Source organism: Embleya sp. NPDC050493, from assembly GCF_044458105.1.
In the GTDB taxonomy this organism is placed as follows: domain Bacteria; phylum Actinomycetota; class Actinomycetes; order Streptomycetales; family Streptomycetaceae; genus Embleya.
Genome location: NZ_JBITHP010000001.1, coordinates 324599 through 343021 on the forward strand (window position 1 = coordinate 324599; position 18423 = coordinate 343021).

Annotated in this window: 16 protein-coding genes; 11 read left to right on the forward strand and 5 right to left on the reverse strand. The window is 73.1% G+C overall.

The features are described from left to right. Positions 1-33: 33 nt before the first annotated feature. From ACIBM5_RS01200 to ACIBM5_RS01240, 9 genes are all read left to right on the forward strand, one after another. Positions 34-1017 carry a helix-turn-helix transcriptional regulator gene (locus tag ACIBM5_RS01200; RefSeq protein ID WP_391581980.1) on the forward strand — a complete coding sequence of 328 codons (984 nt, stop codon included), beginning with the start codon at positions 34-36 and terminating at the stop codon, positions 1015-1017. Continuing rightward, positions 1014-1988 carry a helix-turn-helix transcriptional regulator gene (locus ACIBM5_RS01205; RefSeq protein ID WP_396004783.1) on the forward strand — a complete coding sequence of 325 codons (975 nt, stop codon included), beginning with the start codon at positions 1014-1016 and terminating at the stop codon, positions 1986-1988. Before ACIBM5_RS01200 ends, ACIBM5_RS01205 begins: the two co-directional genes overlap by 4 nt. 113 nt (positions 1989-2101) lie before the next feature. Then, the gene (locus ACIBM5_RS01210) at positions 2102-2305 is read left to right on the forward strand and encodes a hypothetical protein (RefSeq protein ID WP_020552029.1); all 204 of its coding nucleotides are present in this window, start codon (positions 2102-2104) and stop codon (positions 2303-2305) included. Between the two features lie 43 nt (positions 2306-2348). After that, positions 2349-2576, forward strand: coding sequence for a hypothetical protein (locus tag ACIBM5_RS01215; RefSeq protein WP_396004785.1), 228 nt, complete (start codon positions 2349-2351; stop codon positions 2574-2576). Positions 2577-2705: 129 nt separating this feature from the next. After that, a complete protein-coding gene (gene tatA, locus ACIBM5_RS01220; protein WP_391581983.1) occupies positions 2706-2987 on the forward strand; it encodes a Sec-independent protein translocase subunit TatA in 282 nt (93 codons plus the stop codon). 34 nt (positions 2988-3021) lie between these two features. Then, positions 3022-3972, forward strand: a complete 951-nt coding sequence (gene tatC, locus ACIBM5_RS01225; protein ID WP_396004786.1) for a twin-arginine translocase subunit TatC — start codon at positions 3022-3024, stop codon at positions 3970-3972. 26 nt (positions 3973-3998) lie between these two features. Next, positions 3999-4886: a diacylglycerol kinase gene (locus tag ACIBM5_RS01230; RefSeq protein ID WP_396004788.1), complete on the forward strand. Its 888-nt coding sequence runs from the start codon at positions 3999-4001 to the stop codon at positions 4884-4886. 179 nt (positions 4887-5065) lie between these two features. After that, positions 5066-7795 carry a DEAD/DEAH box helicase gene (locus ACIBM5_RS01235; RefSeq protein WP_396005105.1) on the forward strand — a complete coding sequence of 910 codons (2730 nt, stop codon included), beginning with the start codon at positions 5066-5068 and terminating at the stop codon, positions 7793-7795. Positions 7796-7949: 154 nt separating this feature from the next. Next, positions 7950-9371: an amidase gene (locus tag ACIBM5_RS01240; protein WP_396004789.1), complete on the forward strand. Its 1422-nt coding sequence runs from the start codon at positions 7950-7952 to the stop codon at positions 9369-9371. Positions 9372-9386: 15 nt separating this feature from the next. Here the strand turns inward: ACIBM5_RS01240 and ACIBM5_RS01245 are convergent, their stop codons facing one another. The 5 genes from ACIBM5_RS01245 to ACIBM5_RS01265 form a co-directional block, all read right to left on the reverse strand. After that, positions 9387-11150 carry a sigma-70 family RNA polymerase sigma factor gene (locus tag ACIBM5_RS01245; RefSeq protein WP_396004790.1) on the reverse strand — a complete coding sequence of 588 codons (1764 nt, stop codon included), beginning with the start codon at positions 11148-11150 and terminating at the stop codon, positions 9387-9389. Positions 11151-11392: 242 nt separating this feature from the next. Next, on the reverse strand, positions 11393-12121 hold the full coding sequence (locus ACIBM5_RS01250) for a hypothetical protein (RefSeq protein ID WP_396004791.1): 729 nt from the start codon (positions 12119-12121) through the stop codon (positions 11393-11395). A gap of 152 nt (positions 12122-12273) precedes the next feature. Next, the gene (locus ACIBM5_RS01255; protein ID WP_396004792.1) at positions 12274-13215 is read right to left on the reverse strand and encodes a 5'-3' exonuclease H3TH domain-containing protein; all 942 of its coding nucleotides are present in this window, start codon (positions 13213-13215) and stop codon (positions 12274-12276) included. A gap of 40 nt (positions 13216-13255) precedes the next feature. Next, entirely contained in the window at positions 13256-13630 is a 375-nt protein-coding gene (locus ACIBM5_RS01260) for an STAS domain-containing protein (protein ID WP_020552020.1), read from the reverse strand. A 330-nt stretch (positions 13631-13960) separates the two neighbouring features. Beyond that, positions 13961-15211 carry an amino acid deaminase/aldolase gene (locus ACIBM5_RS01265; protein WP_396004794.1) on the reverse strand — a complete coding sequence of 417 codons (1251 nt, stop codon included), beginning with the start codon at positions 15209-15211 and terminating at the stop codon, positions 13961-13963. 88 nt (positions 15212-15299) lie between these two features. On the opposite strand from ACIBM5_RS01265, the gene ACIBM5_RS01270 reads away from it, so the two are divergent. Next, entirely contained in the window at positions 15300-17087 is a 1788-nt protein-coding gene (locus ACIBM5_RS01270; protein ID WP_396004795.1) for a carboxyl transferase domain-containing protein, read from the forward strand. A gap of 399 nt (positions 17088-17486) precedes the next feature. Then, positions 17487-18224 (forward strand): SseB family protein, encoded by a 738-nt coding sequence (locus ACIBM5_RS01275; RefSeq protein ID WP_391581992.1) that lies wholly within the window; start codon positions 17487-17489, stop codon positions 18222-18224. The last annotated feature ends 199 nt before the right edge of the window (positions 18225-18423 follow it).

The following is an 18423-nucleotide window of genomic DNA, read 5'->3' on the forward strand; positions in this document are numbered from 1 at the left end:
GGGCTGCGCCTTGTGGGAGGGACTGGGGATCTGATGGCGATTCCGAAGCAGGAGCGGTTGGTGAGCCTGGTGATGTGCCTGCTCGCCGCCCGTCGCTACGTCACGAAGGAAGAGCTGCGGCAGTCGATCGAGTCGTATCGGCTGTGCACGTCCGACGAGGCCTTCGACCGCATGTTCGAGCGGGACAAGGACGACGTACGCGAGCTCGGCTTCATCGTCGAGACCGGTGCCAACGACCCGCTGATCGAGTCGGCGGACGGCTACCGGATCCGCCCCGAGAAGAACGCGCTGCCGCCGGTGGAACTGGACCCGGAGGAGGCCGCCGCGCTGGCGCTGGCCGCCGGTGCCTGGCAGCAGTCCGCCCTGGCCGGAGCCGCGACCGGCGCGCTGTACAAGCTCAAGGCCGCCGGCGTCGAGATCGACTCGGCGCCGCTGACCAGCGTCGAGCCCCGGGTGACCGCGCGCGAGCCCGCCTTCGGGCCGCTGCTGGACGCGCTGCGCACCCGCCGTCCGATCCAGTTCGCCTACCGCCGCTCCGGCGCCGCGGAGGCCACGCCACGCGTGGTCGAGCCGTGGGGGATGAGCTGCTGGCGCGGCCGGTGGTACCTGGTGGGCTTCTCCCGGGATCGGCAGGAGCAGCGCGTGTTCCGGCTCGACCGGATCGCCGACAAGCCCAAGCCGAAGCCGCTCAAGGAGCAGTTCCAGGCCGAGGTGCCGCAGAAGGTGGACGTGCGCGGCCAGGTCGCGCGCTTCGCCGGCGAGGGCGGCGAGGGCATCGCCCGGATCCGGGTGCGCACCGGCGCCGGGTTCCCGCTGCGCGCTCGGGCGAGCGCGGTGGTGCCGGCCGGTGACGGCTGGGACGAGTTGGAACTGAGCCACGGGCACGGGCTGCACCACTGGCTCGCCGAGTTCGGCCCCGACGTGGTCGTGCTGGAGCCGCCCCATCTGCGCGCCGCCGTGGTTGCGCAACTGCGCGAGGCCGCCGGAGAGGCGACGGGACAGGTGAAGGTCGGATGAGCAACGCGATCGACGACACCCGGCGGCTGTTGTCGCTGGTGGCCTACCTGCGCGAGCGCCCGGGTACGCATCTGGACGACGTCGCGCGGGCGTTCGGCCTGCCGGTCGCACAGGTCGAGGCGGACCTGGGCACGCTGCACATGTGCGGCACCAGCTTCATGGCCGACGACCTGCTGGAGCCGCACGTCGACTTCGAGGGCCGGGTCTTCCTGGACAACGCCGATGCCCCGGTGCGCCCGGTGCGCCTGGCCCCGCACGAGGCACTCGCCCTGCTCGTGGCGCTGCGCGCGCTGGCGGGCCTGTCCGGGCTGCGCGAGCGGGACAAGGTCGCGCTGGGCCGGGTGACCGCCAAGCTGGAGGACGCCGCCGGCGAGGCCGCCCGTGCCGCGGAGGGCGTGACGGTCGAGTTCGAGGGCGACGACGCGGCCCAGGAGTCGGCGTTCGCCACGATGGACCGCGCGGTGAGCGAGAAGCGCCGGCTGCGGCTGCGCTACTACGTGCCGCGCCGGGACGAGATCACCGAGCGCGAGGTGGACCCGATCCGGCTGGTCCTGGTCGACGGGCACACCTACCTGGTGGCGTGGTGCCGACAGGCCGAGGGTCGCCGGTTGTTCCGGCTGGACCGGGTCGCCGAGGCGGTGCTGCTGGACGAGGCGTCCGAGCCGCAGCCGATCGAGCCGCTGGACCTCGCGGACGGTTTCGCGCCCACCGCGGCCGACGGCATCGAGGTGGTGCTCGAACTGGGGCCCGGCGGGCGTTGGGTCACCGAGTACTACCGCTACGACAAGGTCGAGGAACTGGCCGACGGCGGCCTGCGGTTGACCCTGCGCACGCCCGACCCGGCCGGGATCCGGCGCCTCGCGCTGCGGTTGGGCGGGCACGGCAGGGTGATTTCTCCGCCGGAGCTCGTGGACGATGTACGACGGACCGCCTCGGCCGCGCTCGCGGCCTACGCGGACCAGGCCGGCTGATTCGCCGCGGCCGGCGGCGATTGTCAAAAAACGGCACATGCCCCCGACCGCGGCTCAGCGGCACCTCCGGTACCACCGACGACAACCTTCCCGAGAATGCGAGGAGGCCCACGGTGTCGACGTTCACGGCGCGCTGCCCGGTTTGCGGACGCGTCGAGCTGACGGCGGATCAGCTACGGCTGGTGGTCCGACCGAACAAGTCCTTCTACCTGTTCCGCTGCCCCACCTGCGCCGACTCGGTACGCCGGCCGGCCGGTGAGCGGATCGTCGAACTGCTCACCGACGGCGGGGTGTCGTCGATGCAGGTCGCACGCTGAACGGGGGCGCGGCGGCGGGTGCGGGGGCTGTTAGGGTCGCCGCATGTTGCCGTGGGTCCTTGTCTTCCTCGTGCTCGTCCTCGCCGGACTCGGCGTCATCGGCTGGTTCGCCTGGCGATTGTTCGGTGACGTGCGTCACCTCGGAGCGGCCGTCGCGGACGCCTCGACCCGGCTGTCCGAGGCCGCGGCCGAGCTGGATGCGGCCGGCGGCCCGTCCCTGCGGCGCGATTGCGCACCGCACCCCCGCTCCACGGCCGCTCACCGACAGTGATCCGCATACGTGACCCCTGGGGGTTACGTCCGGTGCAGTTGTTCGCCACCATTGCGTTGCACGTGTGTCACACGCACCGGCGTACGATCGAACCCGTAACCCCCCGGCCCCGGCAATGAGGTACTGACTATGTTTGGCAAGCTCGGTTGGCCCGAGATCATCCTGATCCTGGTTGTCGTCGTGCTGCTGTTCGGCGCCAAGCGTCTGCCGGACACGGCGCGTGCGCTGGGCCGTTCGCTGCGCATTCTCAAGAGCGAGACCAAGGCGATGAAGGAGGACGGGACGGCCGAGGCCCCCGCGTCCGACAAGACCGCCAAGTCCACCGAGACGCCGCCGCGCACCATCCAGGCGGCTCCGGGCGACGTGAGCGAGGCGCGGCCGGTCGGCGAGCCCGATCACAACCGTCGCTGAATCCGCGCGCGCCTTTTAGGAGTCGGCCCTCAAGGTGCTTGACAAGGCAGGGCGCGGACGAGAGTCCGGCCCGAAACAAAAGAAGATCAAGGACGCCGAGGGGCGCATGCCCCTGATGGAGCATTTGCGCGAACTGCGCAATCGGCTCGTCAAGGCGCTCCTGGCCATCATCGTCGTGACCATCGTCGCCGCGTTCTTCTACGAGGACATCGGCGCGTTCCTGGTCGACCCCGTCTGTGATCTCAAGAACGTCAAGGGCACCGGTGTCACCAAGTGTGGTCAGGGTGTCCTGGTCCAACAGGGCGTGCTCTCGCCGTTCTCGATGGCCCTGAAGATCTCGCTGGCCACCGGCATCATCGCGGCCTCACCGATCTGGCTCTACCAGATGTGGGCCTTCCTGGCGCCGGGGCTGCACAAGAACGAGAAGAAGTACTCGCTGGCCTTCGTCGGCGTGGGCGTGCCGCTGTTCCTGGGCGGTGCCTACTTCTCGTACTGGATCCTGCCGCACGCGCTCCAGGTGCTCCTGGACTTCACGCTCACGGACGCCAGCAACCAGATCCAGCTGGACGACTACCTCAACTTCGTCATCCGCATGGTCGTGGTCTTCGGCATCGCGTGCGAGCTGCCGCTCGTGCTGATCATGCTGAACTTCGGTGGGATCGTCACCGCGAGGCAGCTCGCCAGCTGGTGGCGCTGGGTGGTGATGGGCATCTTCGTCTTCGGCGCGGTGGCCACCCCCACCACGGACCCGCTGACGATGATCCTGCTGTCCATCCCGATCACGATCCTGTACGGGATCGCGCTGATCGTGGCCTGGCTCAACGACCGGCGGCGCGGCAAGCGGCACGCGGAAGTGTTCGGCGCCGACCTCGACGACGACGAGGCGTCGGTCCTGGACACCTCGGTACGCCCGGTCGACCGCCCGAGCGCCGTCGCGGACGAGCCGGACCCGAGCCCCTCGGCCAGGGTGGACGACATCACCTGAGGTCCGGTGGGCTAATCTCGCGCCTTGTGTCTCGGGAGATAGCGGTATTCGTCAACCCCACCGCGGGTCGTGGTCGCGGCCTGAAGGCGGCGTCGGTCGCCGCCGACCTGCTCCGCGAGCGGGGGCTGACACCGCATCAGGTGTCCGCCCCCGGTGCCGCGGAGGGGATCGCCCGACTGCGCGCGGTGGTGCGTCGTGGCGTGGATGCCGTGGTCGCGGTCGGCGGCGACGGCACGGTGGCGGCCGCGCTGCAGGCGGTGGCGGGCACGAGTACGCCGCTGGGCGTGGTGCCGATCGGCTCCGGGAACGACTTCGCGCGTGCCCTGGATCTGCCCGTGGGCGATGTGGCCGCCGCCGCGCGGGTGGTGGCCGACCTGCACGCCCGGCCGGTGGATCTGGGCCGGGCGGGCGAGCGCTGGTTCGGGACCATACTGTGTACCGGCTTCGATTCGCGGGTCAACGAGCGCGCCAACCGGATGACCTGGGCGCGCGGGCGGACCCGCTACAACGCCGCGTTGCTGGGCGAGCTGGGCGCGCTGAAGCCGATCGCCTACGAGCTGGAGCTGGACGGCAAACCCTTCGACGTCGAGGCCACCCTGATCGCGGTGGGCAACGGCCGCTCCTATGGCGGCGGCATGCGGATGTGTCCCGACGCCGACCTCGCCGACGGCCTGTTCGACGTCACGGTGGTGGCCGGATGCGGGCGGGCCGAGTTGTTGCGGGTGTTCCCCAAGGTCTACAGCGGGAAGCACGTGAGCCACCCGCTGGTCACCGTCCACCGCGCCGCGACCGTGTCGCTGAGCGCGCGCGGGCTCAGCGGGTGGGCCGACGGCGAGCGGCTGGGCGCGTTGCCGCTGACCGCGGACTGCATACCGGACGCGGTTCGGGTACTGACTCCCGCGGCGCGCGACTGAGCCGGGCCCGCGCCCGGGCGGCATCGCGCGATCGGGCGACGTCCCCTGATCGAGCCGCCGTCGTGATCGAGCCGCATGTCATGATCGAAAAAAGGTGATCACAGCCGTCGGTCCCGGCCGGTAGTCTGCTTGACGAGATGCCTCTCGATCCTTCACGCGGCACGGACCGCGACACCCAGATGTCCCCCGCCGAGCGCTACGCGGCCTCGCGCCGCCAGGCCGCCGACGAACGGACGAGTCTGCACGCGTTCCGCGAGCAGTACCCCTTCGGCCTAGACCCCTTCCAGGTCGAGGCGTGCCGCGCGTTGGAAAGCGGCAAGGGGGTCCTGGTCGCGGCGCCGACCGGTTCCGGCAAGACGGTGGTCGGCGAGTTCGCCGTGCACCTCGCGCTCGAACAGGGCCGCAAGTGCTTCTACACGACGCCCATCAAGGCGCTGTCGAACCAGAAGTTCGCCGACTTCCAGAAGCTCTACGGCGTGGCGAACGTGGGCCTGCTCACCGGGGACAACTCGGTCAACAGCGACGCCCCGGTGATCGTGATGACCACCGAGGTGCTGCGGAACATGCTCTACGCGTCCTCGAACGCGTTGAACGGCCTGGGCTACGTGGTGATGGACGAGGTGCACTACCTCTCCGACCGCTTCCGCGGCGCGGTGTGGGAAGAGGTGATCATCCACCTCTCCGAATCGGTCACCCTGGTCTCGCTCTCGGCGACCGTCAGCAACGCCGAGGAGTTCGGCGACTGGCTGGGCACCGTGCGCGGCGACACCGCCGTCGTGGTCTCCGAGCACCGCCCGGTGCCGCTGTGGCAGCACGTGATCGCGGGCAACCGCACCTACGACCTGTTCACCGACGAGAACCGCACCGAGGTCAACCCCGAGCTGATCCGGCTGGGCCGGATGGAGAGCGAGCGGGCGGGCCGACCGCAGGACCGCTACCGGCGCAACCGCGGTCAGGAGACCCGGCCGGTGCGCAGCCGGATCTGGACGCCCAGCCGGGCCGATGTGATCGACCGGCTCGACGCCGAGGGCCTGCTGCCCGCGATCACCTTCATCTTCAGCCGCAAGGGCTGCGAGGCGGCCGTCCAGCAGTGCCTGCACGCGGGCCTGCGGCTCAACGGCGAGGCGGAGCGGGCCGAGGTGCGCGCGATCGTGGAGGCGCGCACCACCGGGATCCCGGACGAGGACCGGCACGTGCTGGGCTACCACTCGTGGCTGGAGGCGCTCCAGCGCGGCATCGCGGCGCACCACGCGGGCATGTTGCCGACCTTCAAGGAGGTCGTCGAGGAGCTGTTCGTCAAGGGCCTGGTCAAGGCGGTGTTCGCGACCGAGACGCTGGCGCTGGGGATCAACATGCCTGCCCGCTCGGTGGTGCTGGAGAAGCTGGTCAAGTGGAACGGCGAGACGCACGCCGACCTGACGGCCGGCGAGTACACCCAGCTCACCGGGCGCGCCGGGCGCCGCGGCATCGACGTGGAGGGCCACGCGGTGGTGTTGTGGCACCAGGGCTTCGACGCGGGCCACCTGGCCGGCCTCGCGGGCACCCGCACCTATCCGCTGCGCTCGTCCTTCAAGCCGTCCTACAACATGGCGGTCAACCTGGTCGGCCAGGTCGGCCGGCACCGCTCGCGCGAGCTCCTGGAGACCTCGTTCGCGCAGTTCCAGGCGGACCGCTCGGTGGTCGGGCTGACCCGTCAGGTGCAGCGCAACGAGGAGGGGCTGGCCGGGTACCACGAGGCGATGACCTGCCATCTGGGCGACTTCGCCGAGTACGGGCAACTGCGCCGTGCGCTCAAGGACCGCGAGACCGAGCTGGCCCGCGAGGGCGCCTCGCAGCGTCGGGCGCAGGCCGCGGCGTCGCTGGAGAAGCTCAGGCCGGGTGACATCATCGTGGTGCCCACCGGCAAGTACGCGGGCCTCGCGGTGGTCCTGGACCCGGGCACCGACCAGGGTCCGGAGGGGCCGCGCCCGTTCGTGCTCACCTCGGACCGGCAGGCCCGCCGACTGGCCGGGATCGACTTCCCCGTGCCGGTCGCCGCGATCGACCGGCTGCGCATCCCGCGCTCGTTCAACGCGCGCAATCCGCAGTCCCGCCGCGACCTGGCGTCCTCGCTGCGCAGCAAGGCCGGCCACGTGGACCAGCCGCGGGCCCGCAAGCAGCGTTCGCCGGCGGCCGACGACCCGGAGATCACCCGGCTGCGGCAGGCCATCCGGCAACACCCGTGCCACGGCTGCGACGAGCGCGAGGAACACGCGCGGTGGGCCGAGCGCTACTACCGGCTGCTGCGCGACACCCAGGTGATCGAGAATCGGATGAAGGGCCGCACGCACACCATCGCGCGCACCTTCGACCGGGTCTGCGCGATGCTCACCGACCTGGACTACCTCGAGGGCGACACGGTCACCGAGGACGGGCGCCGACTCGCGCGGATCTACGCCGAGCTGGACCTGCTCACCGCCGAGTGCCTGCGCGAGGGCCTGTGGGAGGAGCTGACCCCGGCCGAGCTGGCCGCGTGCGCCTCCGCGCTGGTGTACGAGTCACGGCAGCCGGACGACGCGATGGCCCCCAAGTTGCCGGGCGGTGCGGCGCACGCCGCGCTGGCCGACATGGTGCGGCTGTGGGGTCACCTGGACGCGCTGGAGGGGCAGCACCACCTCGACTTCCTGCGCGAGCCGGACCTGGGCTTCGCCTGGACGGCGTACTCGTGGGCCTCGGGGCTGAGTCTGGACGCGGTGCTCGGCGAAGCGGACCTGCCGGCCGGTGACTTCGTCCGTTGGATCAAGCAACTCGTCGACGTGCTGGGCCAGATCGCCGCGGCGGCCCCCGACGACAGCAAGGTCGGCGGGACCGCGCGCAAGGCGGTCGAGGGGCTGCGCCGAGGCGTGGTCGCGTACTCGTCGGTGGGCTGAGCAAACGACCGCTCGGCACCTTCGGTGACCGGTGCGGGGCCGGTCGCGGTGCCGCGCGCCGGATTTTGCCGATCCGCCCACGGGGCGGACGGCGCCGGGCAACCGTCGCGTACGGTGCTGGGCGGACGTGTTCACCAGCGCTGGAGGTCGTGCCGTGCGGATCGACGAGTATCAGTCCTATGACGCCACCGGGCTCGCGGGCCTGATCGCCCGCGGCGAGGTGACCGCGGACGAGGTGCTCGACGTCACCTTCGAGGCGATCAAGGAGCGCGAACCGGCCCTGGGCGCGGTGGTCGCGTTGTGCGAGGAGCAGGCCCGGGCCGCGGTCGCCGGGTTGCTGCCGGGCGTGCTCGCGGGCGTGCCGTATCTGATCAAGGACCTCGAATGCGACGTGGCCGGGATGACCACGAGCAACGGGTCGCGGTTGTTCGCGGGTTCGGTCGCCGCGCGCGACAGCACGCTGGTGACCCGGTTGCGGGCGGCCGGTGTGCTGATCGTGGGCAAGACCAACACCCCCGAGTTCGGGCTCGGTACGAGCACCGAGTCCGGCCTGTTCGGGCCCGCGCACAACCCGTGGCATCTCGACCGCAGCGCGGGCGGCTCCAGCGGCGGGTCGGCGGCGGCGGTCGCGGCGGGCATGGTGCCGGTCGCGCACGCCACCGACGGCGGCGGTTCGATCCGGATCCCGGCCGCGTGTTGTGGGGTGTTCGGGCTCAAGCCGAGTCGCGGCCGGGTCACTCCCGGCCCGGAGCACGGCGAGTCGTGGGGCGGTCTGGCGGTCGCGCACGCGGTCACCCGCACGGTGCGCGACAGCGCGACGCTGCTCGACGTCACCGGCACCCCGGAGCCGGGCGACCCGTATCACGCGCCGCCGCCGGTGGGCCCGTACGCCGCCGAGGTGGGCGCGGATCCCGGGCGGCTGCGGATCGGGCTGATCCTGACGCCGGTGGACGCGGACGTGCTGGTGGACCCCGAGTGTGTGCGGGTCGCCGAGGAGGCCGCCGCGCTGTGTGTCGCACTGGGGCACGACGTGGAGCCGGTGACCTGGCCGGACACGCTGACCCGGCCGGGCGAGGTGATCGCGCCGATCAGCGCCGCGCACATGGCGCGCATGGTGGATCTGCGCCTGGCCGAGTTGGGGCGCGAGCTTCAGGCGGACGATCTGGACGGGGCCACCCGGCTGATCGTGGACAAGGGCCGCGGGTTGTCGCTGGCCCGCTACCTGGCCGCGGTCGACAAGATGCATGCGATCGGGCGGGCGGTGACCCGGCTGACCGGGCGCTTCGACGTGCTGCTGACGCCGACGATGGCGGTGGTGCCGCCGCTGCTGGGCGAGTTGGACCCCAACCGCGATCCGCGGGCCGCGCTGAGCGGGATGCGCGGGATGGCCGCGTTCACGAGCCTGTTCAACGTGACCGGGCAGCCGGCCATGTCGGTGCCGCTGGGGCACACCTCGGACGGGCTGCCGCTGGGTGTGCAGTTCGCCGGCCGCTACGGCGACGAGAGCACGCTGTTCCGCCTCGCCGGACAACTGGAGGCGGCGGCCCCGTGGGCGGGCACCGCGGGCGCGGCCTAGGCCGGCCGGGGCGGGTCAGCGCCGGCACAGGGTGTAGTGCGAGCCGTTCTTGCCCTGGACTTCGGTGCACTGGGCGGTGGAGCCGGGCCGCATCAGGGGTGCGGCCAGTGCGCTGGGCACGGTGATGGTCGGGTTCTCGCACCATTTGCCGGCGCCGTTGTCGCATTTGAAGCCGACCTTGCCGTCGTCGGCGCGGAACTCCTTGTTGTCGGCCACCAGGGTCGGACTCGACCGGGTCGGCTTGGTCCTGGTCGGGGCGGGCCGGGTCGGCGGGTACTTGGTGGGCGTGGGTCGGGGCGGCGGCGGGGTCGCGGCCGGCTCGGCGGCCGGCTCGGCGGCCGGCTCGACCTCCGGCTTGGGCGGCGAGGGTTGCGGGGGAGGCGTCTGGGCGGTGGACGGCGCGGGCAGGGGGGCGGGCGCGGAGGCCGCCGCCGGCGGAGCGGGGTGCTTCGGCTTGGGCTTGTCGGTGTCCACGAGGGCGAAGGCGGCCACCGCCACGGCCACCACCACGCCGCCCGCGATCAGCGACGAGCGGCCGGCGGTCCGGCCGGCCTGGCTCGCGCCCTTGACCGCGGCCGTGCCCACGCCCGCGCCGGCTGCCGCGCTCCCGGCCGCGGCGGCGCCCGCGGCCACGCCGCTCGCGACGCCGCCCGCGCCGGAGGCGCCCACGGCCAGGCCCATGCCGCCGGCCACGGCCGTGGCCGCCGCGGCGGTGCCCGCGGCCACGGCGGTGCCGCTGAGGAAGATCGGCGCGGTGATGCCGATCAGTGCCAGCGCGATCGGCCCGTACCGGTCGCGGACGTCGACCATCTCCGCGTAGGTCTCGTTGCACCGGCTGCACTTCCTCAGGTGCGCGTCGATGCTTTCCCGGCGCTTCTCGGAGTCCATCCGGTTGCGGATGTGCCGGCCGTAGTGCCGGGTGAACTTCTTGCAGTTCTCGTCCCTGACGCCGCCGGTGGCGAACGCCACGAAGTAGTTGTCACGCAGTTCCTGGCGGGCCCGCTCGAGGATCTTGCGCACGTTGTCCGGGTTCTCGCCGACCAGCGGGGCGACCTGGACGGCCTGCTCGCCCTCGATGTCCACGTGCCACAGCACCATCCGGGACCGCTCGGGCAGGTCCTGGAACGCCTGGAGCGCGAGCCGGGCGTCGTCGGCCTTCACCATCCGGTCCTGGTTCTCCCAGGCGGACTCGAAGACGGTGAAGTCCTCGGTGAGCCATTCGCGGCGGTTGCTCCCGGTCCAGTCGCCGGCGACGCGGCGCACGGTGGTGAGCAGGTAGGCCCGGAACGCCTCCTTCGGCCCCTGGCCCGAGCGCAACGCCTGGAGCGTGCGGGCGAACGCCTCGGCGCACAGGTCGTCGGCGGCCTCGGGGGTGCGGGTGCAGGTGCGCGCGAAGCGGCGGACCGAGCCGACGTGGCGCTGATAGAGCAGGCCGTAGGCGTCGCCGTCGCCGGCGCGCACCAGGTCGGCCAGTTCGCCGTCCGGGGGGCCCTCGGGTGCGGGCGCCCGGCCGGTGTCGGCGTCCGGTGCCGCGTCGGGGTGCGGGCCGCCCCGGCCGGTCGCGAAGGGGTGGGGCGCTGCGGCGTCGGCCGGCCCGGGCTGGGCCGGTTCGGCTGCGGTCGGCTCGGGCCGGAACTCGCCGTCGTACACCCGAGGGTGATGCACGCCGCGCTGGCCGGGGACGAACGGGGGACGTGCGCCCGAGCCGGTCGTCTCGGCGGCGGCGCCGTTCCCGTCGCCGCTGGGGTCGGGGGTCGCCGCGTCGTCCTCGCGTGCCACCGTTTGCCCCCTTGTTCCCGTGCCGTACCCGATCGTCCGGACAGCATCGTGACCATCCGGACACGGTCTGTCCAGAAGCGGTGGGGCCCGGCAAGGCACCCGGAGTGCGCTCCGGCGCGGGTGGTGTGGCACGGGCGCGGGGGCAGAAGGCCCGCGCCCGTGCCGGTGGGTGGTTCGCAGCGGGTGTGACGCTGCGTCATTCGGGTGACGAACGTGCGTACGTAGAGCCTGTTCATCGGGTGCTACCGGCCCGTCGTGCCCGGCGCGATGGTCAAACGCACGCTCGAACGCGGGATGCGCGGGGCGCCGCCGGGCACTCCGCCGGGGCCGTCCAGCGGGTCGACCGGTGCCCGGCACAGCCGGTCCAGGCGGTCCGGCAGCTCCGGGTCGTCGCCGTCGAGCAGGGCCATCAGTCGCCCGGGCGGTACCGCGTGGGCCTGGTCGCCGAGTGCGCGTTCCAGGTGTCGGGCGGTCAGCAGCAGGTGGCGCAGGTGGCCCCACAGCAGCGACTCGGGCACCTCCAGGCGCACCACCACGATCCGTACGTGCTCGCCGGCGGCGGCGCGCCGGGCCAGTCGTTGCTGGAGGAGTGCGGCGGAGGGGAGTTCGGTGATCGGGTCGGTGCCGGGCGGCAGGGTGCCGGGCGGGTTGGCCCGGGCGCGGGTGCCCAGGTAGGCCTGCACGAGCGGGCCGGGGGTGCTGTGGGCGAGGGCGCACAGGAACAGTGCGTCCAGTTCGGCCAGCGCCACCTCCAGCGGGATCTCGGCGGCGGCCCGGTCGCGGGCCAGGGCCAGGCACGCGGAGTGCAGGTGGTCGCCGCGGACGAAGGCGTCCAGGCATTGCTCGACGGCGTCGCTGTGCCAGGCGACCCGGGCCGGCCACCCGGCCCGCAGGGTCACCCGTTGCCACTCGCCGCGGAGCCGATCGCGGTCGGGTCGGTCTGTGATCGTGGTGTCACACTCGGTACGCATGCCTGGGGAGACATGGCTTCACGGTGAACGTGACAGATTTCCCCGGAACTTTCCGATGTGACCTGGGTCACATCGGCGCCCGTGCGCCCGGCGCGTTCGGGAGCGACCCTTTCGAGTGGCCGGCCGCCGTCCTCAGGTGGAGATTTCGGGCATCAGCGACCGGGGGTGAGCACCTCGAGCAAGCGGTGTACCGGACCGCTCAGGCCCCACTGCCGGCGCAGCGCGTCGAGCGCGACCGGGTCGGCCGGCTCGGTGGGCAGCGGCCGATCCCACGCGGCCGGCGGCGGCAGCGGCACATCCCGCACCACCCGCACCACGCCCGGGGCCACGTCCAGGTAGTCGCCCGCCTCCAGGATCCGGGCCCGTCGTGCCGGGGTCAGCCTGGCCGCCGGGTCGGCCGCGGCCGCGCGCACGCCCGCCAGGTCGCCGTACTCGCCGATCAACTGCGCGGCGGTCTTGTCCCCGATGCCCTTGACCCCGGGCAGTCCGTCGCTGGCGTCGCCGCGCAGCGTGGCGAAGTCCGCGTAGGCCGAGGCGGGTACGCCGTAGCGGGCGAGCACGGCGGCCTCGTCGATCACCTCGTGCGCGGCCACCCCCTTGACGGTGTAGAGCACCCGGATCGCGCGTGCGTCGTCGACGAGTTGGAACAGGTCCCGGTCGCCGGTGACGATGTCCACCGCGATGCCCGCCCGTTCGGCCAGCGTGCCGATCACGTCGTCCGCCTCGAAGCCCGGCACGCCCACGCGCGGGATGCCCAGCGCGTCCAACACCTGTTCGATCACCGGTACCTGGGGGGCGAGCGTGTCCGGGATCTCCTCCTCGTCCGGCCCGGCCTCCTCGGCGACCCGGTGCGCCTTGTAGGAGGGAATCGCGTCGACCCGGAACTGCGGTCGCCAGTCCGCGTCCATGCACGCCACCAGTCGGGTGGGCCGGCGGTCCTCGACCAGGCGTGTGATGAAGTCGACCAGGCCGCGCACGGCGTTGACCGGTGTGCCGTCGGGAGCCTTGACCGATTCCGGGACGCCGAAGTAGGCGCGGAAGTACAGGGACGCGGTGTCGAGGAGCATCAGACGTTCAGTCACCCGCCCGATCATGCCGCACCGGACCGACGCCGGCCCGCGCGCGGGACCATAGTCAGTCGGCGAACTCGTCGAGCACTTCCTGCAGGGTGTCCCGCACGCCCAGCACATCGATCAGGCCGGTCATCCGCAGCGTCGCGCGGACGTTGCGATCGGGCGCGGCCAGGCGCAGTTCGCCGGAGAAGGCGTGCATCGACTTGAACGCGTCTATCAGCACACCCAGGCCGACCGAGTCGCAGAAGTTCAGGCCGGTGGCGTCCACGACCACCCGGCGACATCCGCCGTCGATCAGCTCGATCAGCGTGCGATGCAGCAACGGGGCGTTGTGCAGGTCCAGTTCGCCGGCCAGGTGGACGACCGCACAGCCGCGCCAGATCGTCACCCCGGTGACGGGGTGTTCCTGCCCGAGCGTGCCCAAGCGCGCGATCATGGCTGCGACCTTTCAGCGGCCGGACGTACCGCCGCGCCGATACGGCGCCGGCAAGGGCATTGTGGGCCATCCGCGGTGGTGCCGGACAGTCCCTCGACGGGTCGTTTTTTGCGCGGTGGGCCGAACGGGTGGGTCTTGTCCGGGTAACGGCCGGTCGGTCCCCGTCGCCGCCGCACGCCACGTGCCCCCGCGGTCACCGGAGGGGGCCCTGTGGTCACCGCGAGAGGCCGGCGCGGGATTGCCCCGTGTCCACCGAGGCGGTGGTCGCTCACCGGGAACCGCCCGGTGGTCACCGGAGAGGGCGGGTGCCCACCGGAAGCCGCTTCGTGCTCACAGGAACGTGTGGCCCTCGCCCCGGTAGGTGGGCACCGTACGCACCACCCGATCGCCCTCGACCAGATGCAACGCGTCGAAGCGCTCGCACAGTTCGCCCGCCTTGGCGTGTCGGAACCACACCGAGTCGCCGATCCGCAGGTCGTCCGCCGGTGCGCCGCGCAGCGGCGTCTGCACCTCTCCCGCCGCCTCCTGCGGCTGGTACGACAGGCCCTGCGGCAGGTACGGCTGGGGCAGCCGGTCGGCCGCGGGCACTCCCGACGCCGGGTAGCCGCCGCCGAGCACGGTCACGCAGCCGTGTCCGGCGCGGCGCACCACGGGCAGTGCGAACAGCGCGGCGGGGCGGCCCCGGAAGCAGGTGTAGTGGTCGAACAGGCGCGGTTGGAAGAGCCCGGACCCGGCCGCGACCTCGGTGATCGAGGACTCCGCTGCGGTGCGCTCGACGCTGCCGGTGCCGCCGCCGTTGACGAACTCCAGCGGAGCGATCGCGCGCACCGCACGGACGATCTCGGCCCGGCGCCGGCTCAGTTCGGCACCGGCCCCGGCCTGCATCGCGCGCAGGATCCGGCCGTAGAGCGCGCGGCCCTCGGGTGCGTCGCCGACGCCCGCGATGTGCGCCTCGTAGGCCATCAGCCCCACGAGGCGAAAGCCCGGCCGGCGGGTGACCGCCTCGGCGACCGCGACCACCTGTTCCGGTGTGTGCAGCGGCGAGCGGTGTGCGCCGATGTGCACCCGGCCGCCGAGCGGTTGCCAGGAGGTGTCGATGTCCACGCACACCCGCAGCTCGGCGCGGGGCCGCACGTCCGCGATCGCGCGCTCGATCAGGTCCAGTTGGGCCGGGTCGTCGATCATGATCGTCACCCGCGCGGCGGCCTCGGCGTCCGCCGCCAGCCGGCGATAGCCGGCGCGGTCCGTCGAGGGATAGGCCACCAGGATGTCGGTGATTCCCTCGCTCGCCAGCCACAGTCCCTCGGGCAGGGTGAACGCCATCACGCCGCGGAAGCCGTCCAGCGCCAACACCTCGTGCAGCAGCGGCAGGCAGCGCACCGACTTGCTCGCCACGCGCACCGGCGTGCCGCCCGCGCGGCGCACCAGATCCGCGGCGTTGGCCCGGTAGGCGGCCAGGTCCACGATCGCGAACGGCGCGTCCAGGTGCGCGGTGGCCCGGTCGTAGCGGGAACGATCGGCGCCGAGGGTGGGCGGCGCGGCGGGAGCGGGCGCGGGCGGCGCGGCGGTGAGAGGAGCCATTCCCGCAGCCTGCCAGATCGGCGTACCGACCGGTAGGACTCATCGGCGGCGGGGTGAACGTTGCCGGGTGTGGCATTAGCTTGATCGTATGAGTCACCCCGAGCGAGTGCGGGCCCTCGATCTGATCGAACGTGTCCTGGATCCGGGCAGTTTCCGGGCCTGGAACGACCCGCTGCCCACGCTCGCGGCACCGGATCCGGCGTACGCGGCGGAGTTGGCGGCGGCCCGCGCCCGGACCGGCCTGGACGAGGCGCTGGTCACCGGGGAGGGCCGGATCCACGGCCGCCGGGTGGCGGTGGCCGCGTGCGAGTTCGACTTCCTGGCCGGCTCGATCGGTGTGGCGGGCGCCGAACGGCTCACCCTCGCGGTGGAGCGGGCCACTGCCGAGGGCCTGCCGCTGGTCGCCTCGCCCACCTCCGGCGGTACCCGCATGCAGGAGGGCACGGTCGCGTTCCTGCAGATGGTCAAGATCTCCGCCGCGGTGGCCGCACACCGCGCCGCGGGCCTGCCCTACCTCGTCTACCTGCGCCACCCCACCACGGGCGGCGTGTTCGCCTCGTGGGGCTCGCTCGGGCACGTCACCGCGGCCCAGCCCGGTGCGCTGATCGGCTTCCTCGGCCCGCGCGTGTACGAGGCGCTGCACGAGCAGCCGTTCCCGACCGGCGTCCAGGTCGCGGAGAACCTGTACGAACACGGTCTGATCGACGCGGTGGTGCCGCCGGAGGAACTGCGTCAGGTCGCGATCCGGGTCTTCGACGTGCTCGACTCGGGCACGGCGGCGTCGGGGCTTTCGGCCGGTGCGGCGGCGTGGGGCCGGCCGGTCGGTACCGCGGCGGCCGGGGGTGCGCCGTCGGGCCCGTTGCCCGGTGCCGCGGCGTCCGGTGGAGGGCCGCCCGATGCTGCGCGGTCCGGTGCCGCGCCGTCGGGCCCGCTGTCCGGTGTCGCGCCGTCCGGGACCGCGCTCTCGGAGTCGCCGTCCGGTGGCGTGGCGTTCGATACCGCGCCGTTGCCGCCGGGCGAGCCGGCGGTCGGCTCGTCGCCCGGTACGCAGCCGGGGCCGGTGCCCGAGGACCGTGTCGGGCCGCCGACCGACGTGCCGGCGTGGACGTCGGTGGAGCGGTCGCGCGATCCGCGCCGTCCGGGACTGCGCACGCTGTTGCGGCACGGCGCGCGCTCGGTCACCCCGCTGCGTGGGACCGGCGAGGGGGAGAGCGAGCCGGCGCTGCGCCTGGTGCTGGCCCGGTTCGGGGCCGGTCCGGGACCCGGTGCGCCGTGCGTGGTGCTGGGCCAGGACCGTACCCGGCAGAGCGAGCACGGTCCGTTCGGCCCGGCCGGGTTGCGTCAGGCCCGGCGGGGCATGCGGCTGGCCGCCGAATTGGGGCTTCCGTTGGTGACGGTGGTGGACACCGCCGGCGCCGCGCTCTCGCGCGAGGCCGAGGAGGGCGGTCTGGCCGGCGAGATCGCCCGCTGCCTGGCCGAGTTGGTGCTGTTGCGCGCGCCGACCGTGTGCCTGCTGCTCGGCCAGGGCTCCGGCGGCGGTGCGCTCGCGCTGCTCCCCGCCGACCGGGTGATCTGCGCGCGGCACGGCTGGTTGTCGCCGCTGCCTCCGGAGGGCGCGGCGGCGATCCTGTACCGCAGTACCGAGCGGGCCGCCGAGATCGCCGGGCGGCAGGGGATCCGCTCCGCCGACCTGTATCGGGACCGGATCGTGAACCGGGTGGTGCCCGAGTACCCGGACGCCGCCGAGGAGCCCGAGGCGTTCGTGCGCCGGGTGGCGGCCGTGCTCGACCACGAGCTGAGCACATTGCGGGCCCTGGACGCGGACGAGCGGCTGGCCGCGCGGATGGCCCGCTATCGGCGTCTCGGCCTCCCGTGAGTGATCCGGGTGTCACTCGAACGGGTGAGGTTGCTGGGAGTCCCGGACGGCAAATCCCGCCGGTTCCTACGCTGAACCCGGTTCGGGAACCGGACCGGTCACAGCCCACCCGTCCGAGCACGGGCCAGGACGGGCCGGCTCGGCCCGGCGCTCGGCCCGTTCGGGACGCGACGCCTCGAGGAAGCCGTCGTGGCTCGATCCGGTTCGGGCGAGCCGGACCTCGGTAGGGGTCGCGGGTCGGCAAGTGGTCGTCGACCCGCGTCCTTACCGTGGCGGTGCGGCAGCGGCGGGGCGGGAGGTCGGAGCGGTATCGGGGCCGGGCGTTCGAGGGGTGTGGCCGGGGGCGGGGTGGGCGCCTCGCGGGATGAGGTTCGTCGGGGGCGGGACTAGAGTCGACGGGTGGATTTCAGCGGCAAGAGCATTCCCGACACCGGTTTTCCCGACGACGACGGCAGCGCGGATCCGGCGCTGGCCGAGGCCCTGGCGGCTCGGGAGGTGGACGACGAGGCGGTCTCGCTGGCGTTGCGCGAGGCGCGGCTGCTGGTACCGGTCGTGGCGATCCTGACCGAGGAGGAGGACGTGGCGCCGGGGGAGCTGCGCCGGGAGAAGTCCAGCGACATGGCGGTGCCCACGATCCAGGGGCCGGACGGGCGCCGGGCGCTGCCCGCGTTCACCTCGGTGGCGGCGCTGGCCCGCTGGCGGTCGGACGCGCGGCCGATCCCGGTCGAGGCCGCGCGCGCCGCGCACGCCGCGTACGCGGAGGAGGCGGACACGCTGCTGCTGGACCTGGCCGGGCCGCATCCGTACGAGCTCAGCGGGAGTCGGCTGCGGGCGGTGGCCGAGGGGCGCGCACACGTGGCGCCGCATCGGGATCCGGACGTCCTGGGCGCGGTGCGGGCGGCGGTGGTGCCGGAGGGGGCCGTCTCGGCGGTCTACCTGACCGAGGGCGGCGGACACGAGCTGACCCTGAGCCTGGTCGCGGCGGCCTCACCGACCGAGGTCACCGAGGCCGCGCGGCGGATCGTGGGACGACTGGCCGAGGACGACGTGGTGCGGGCGCGGTTGGACCGCGGCCTGGACCTGGAGATGTTGCCTCCCGGCAGCGCACTCGACGTGGAACCGCTGTACGTGCGCTGAGCACTCGGGCGCTCGTGCGCGGAGCGCGCGGGTGGTGACGGACCAGGCCCGGAGCCCACATGTGTCGGACGGGCCGGGTCGGGCCGAGCCGGCCTGCGGCCTGCTCGTCGTCGAACGCCGGATGGGCTGGATGGCCTGGATTGCTGTGGATCGGGCGTACGGCTCCGGGCCGGGGCGGATGGCTTCGAACCGGCTGCAT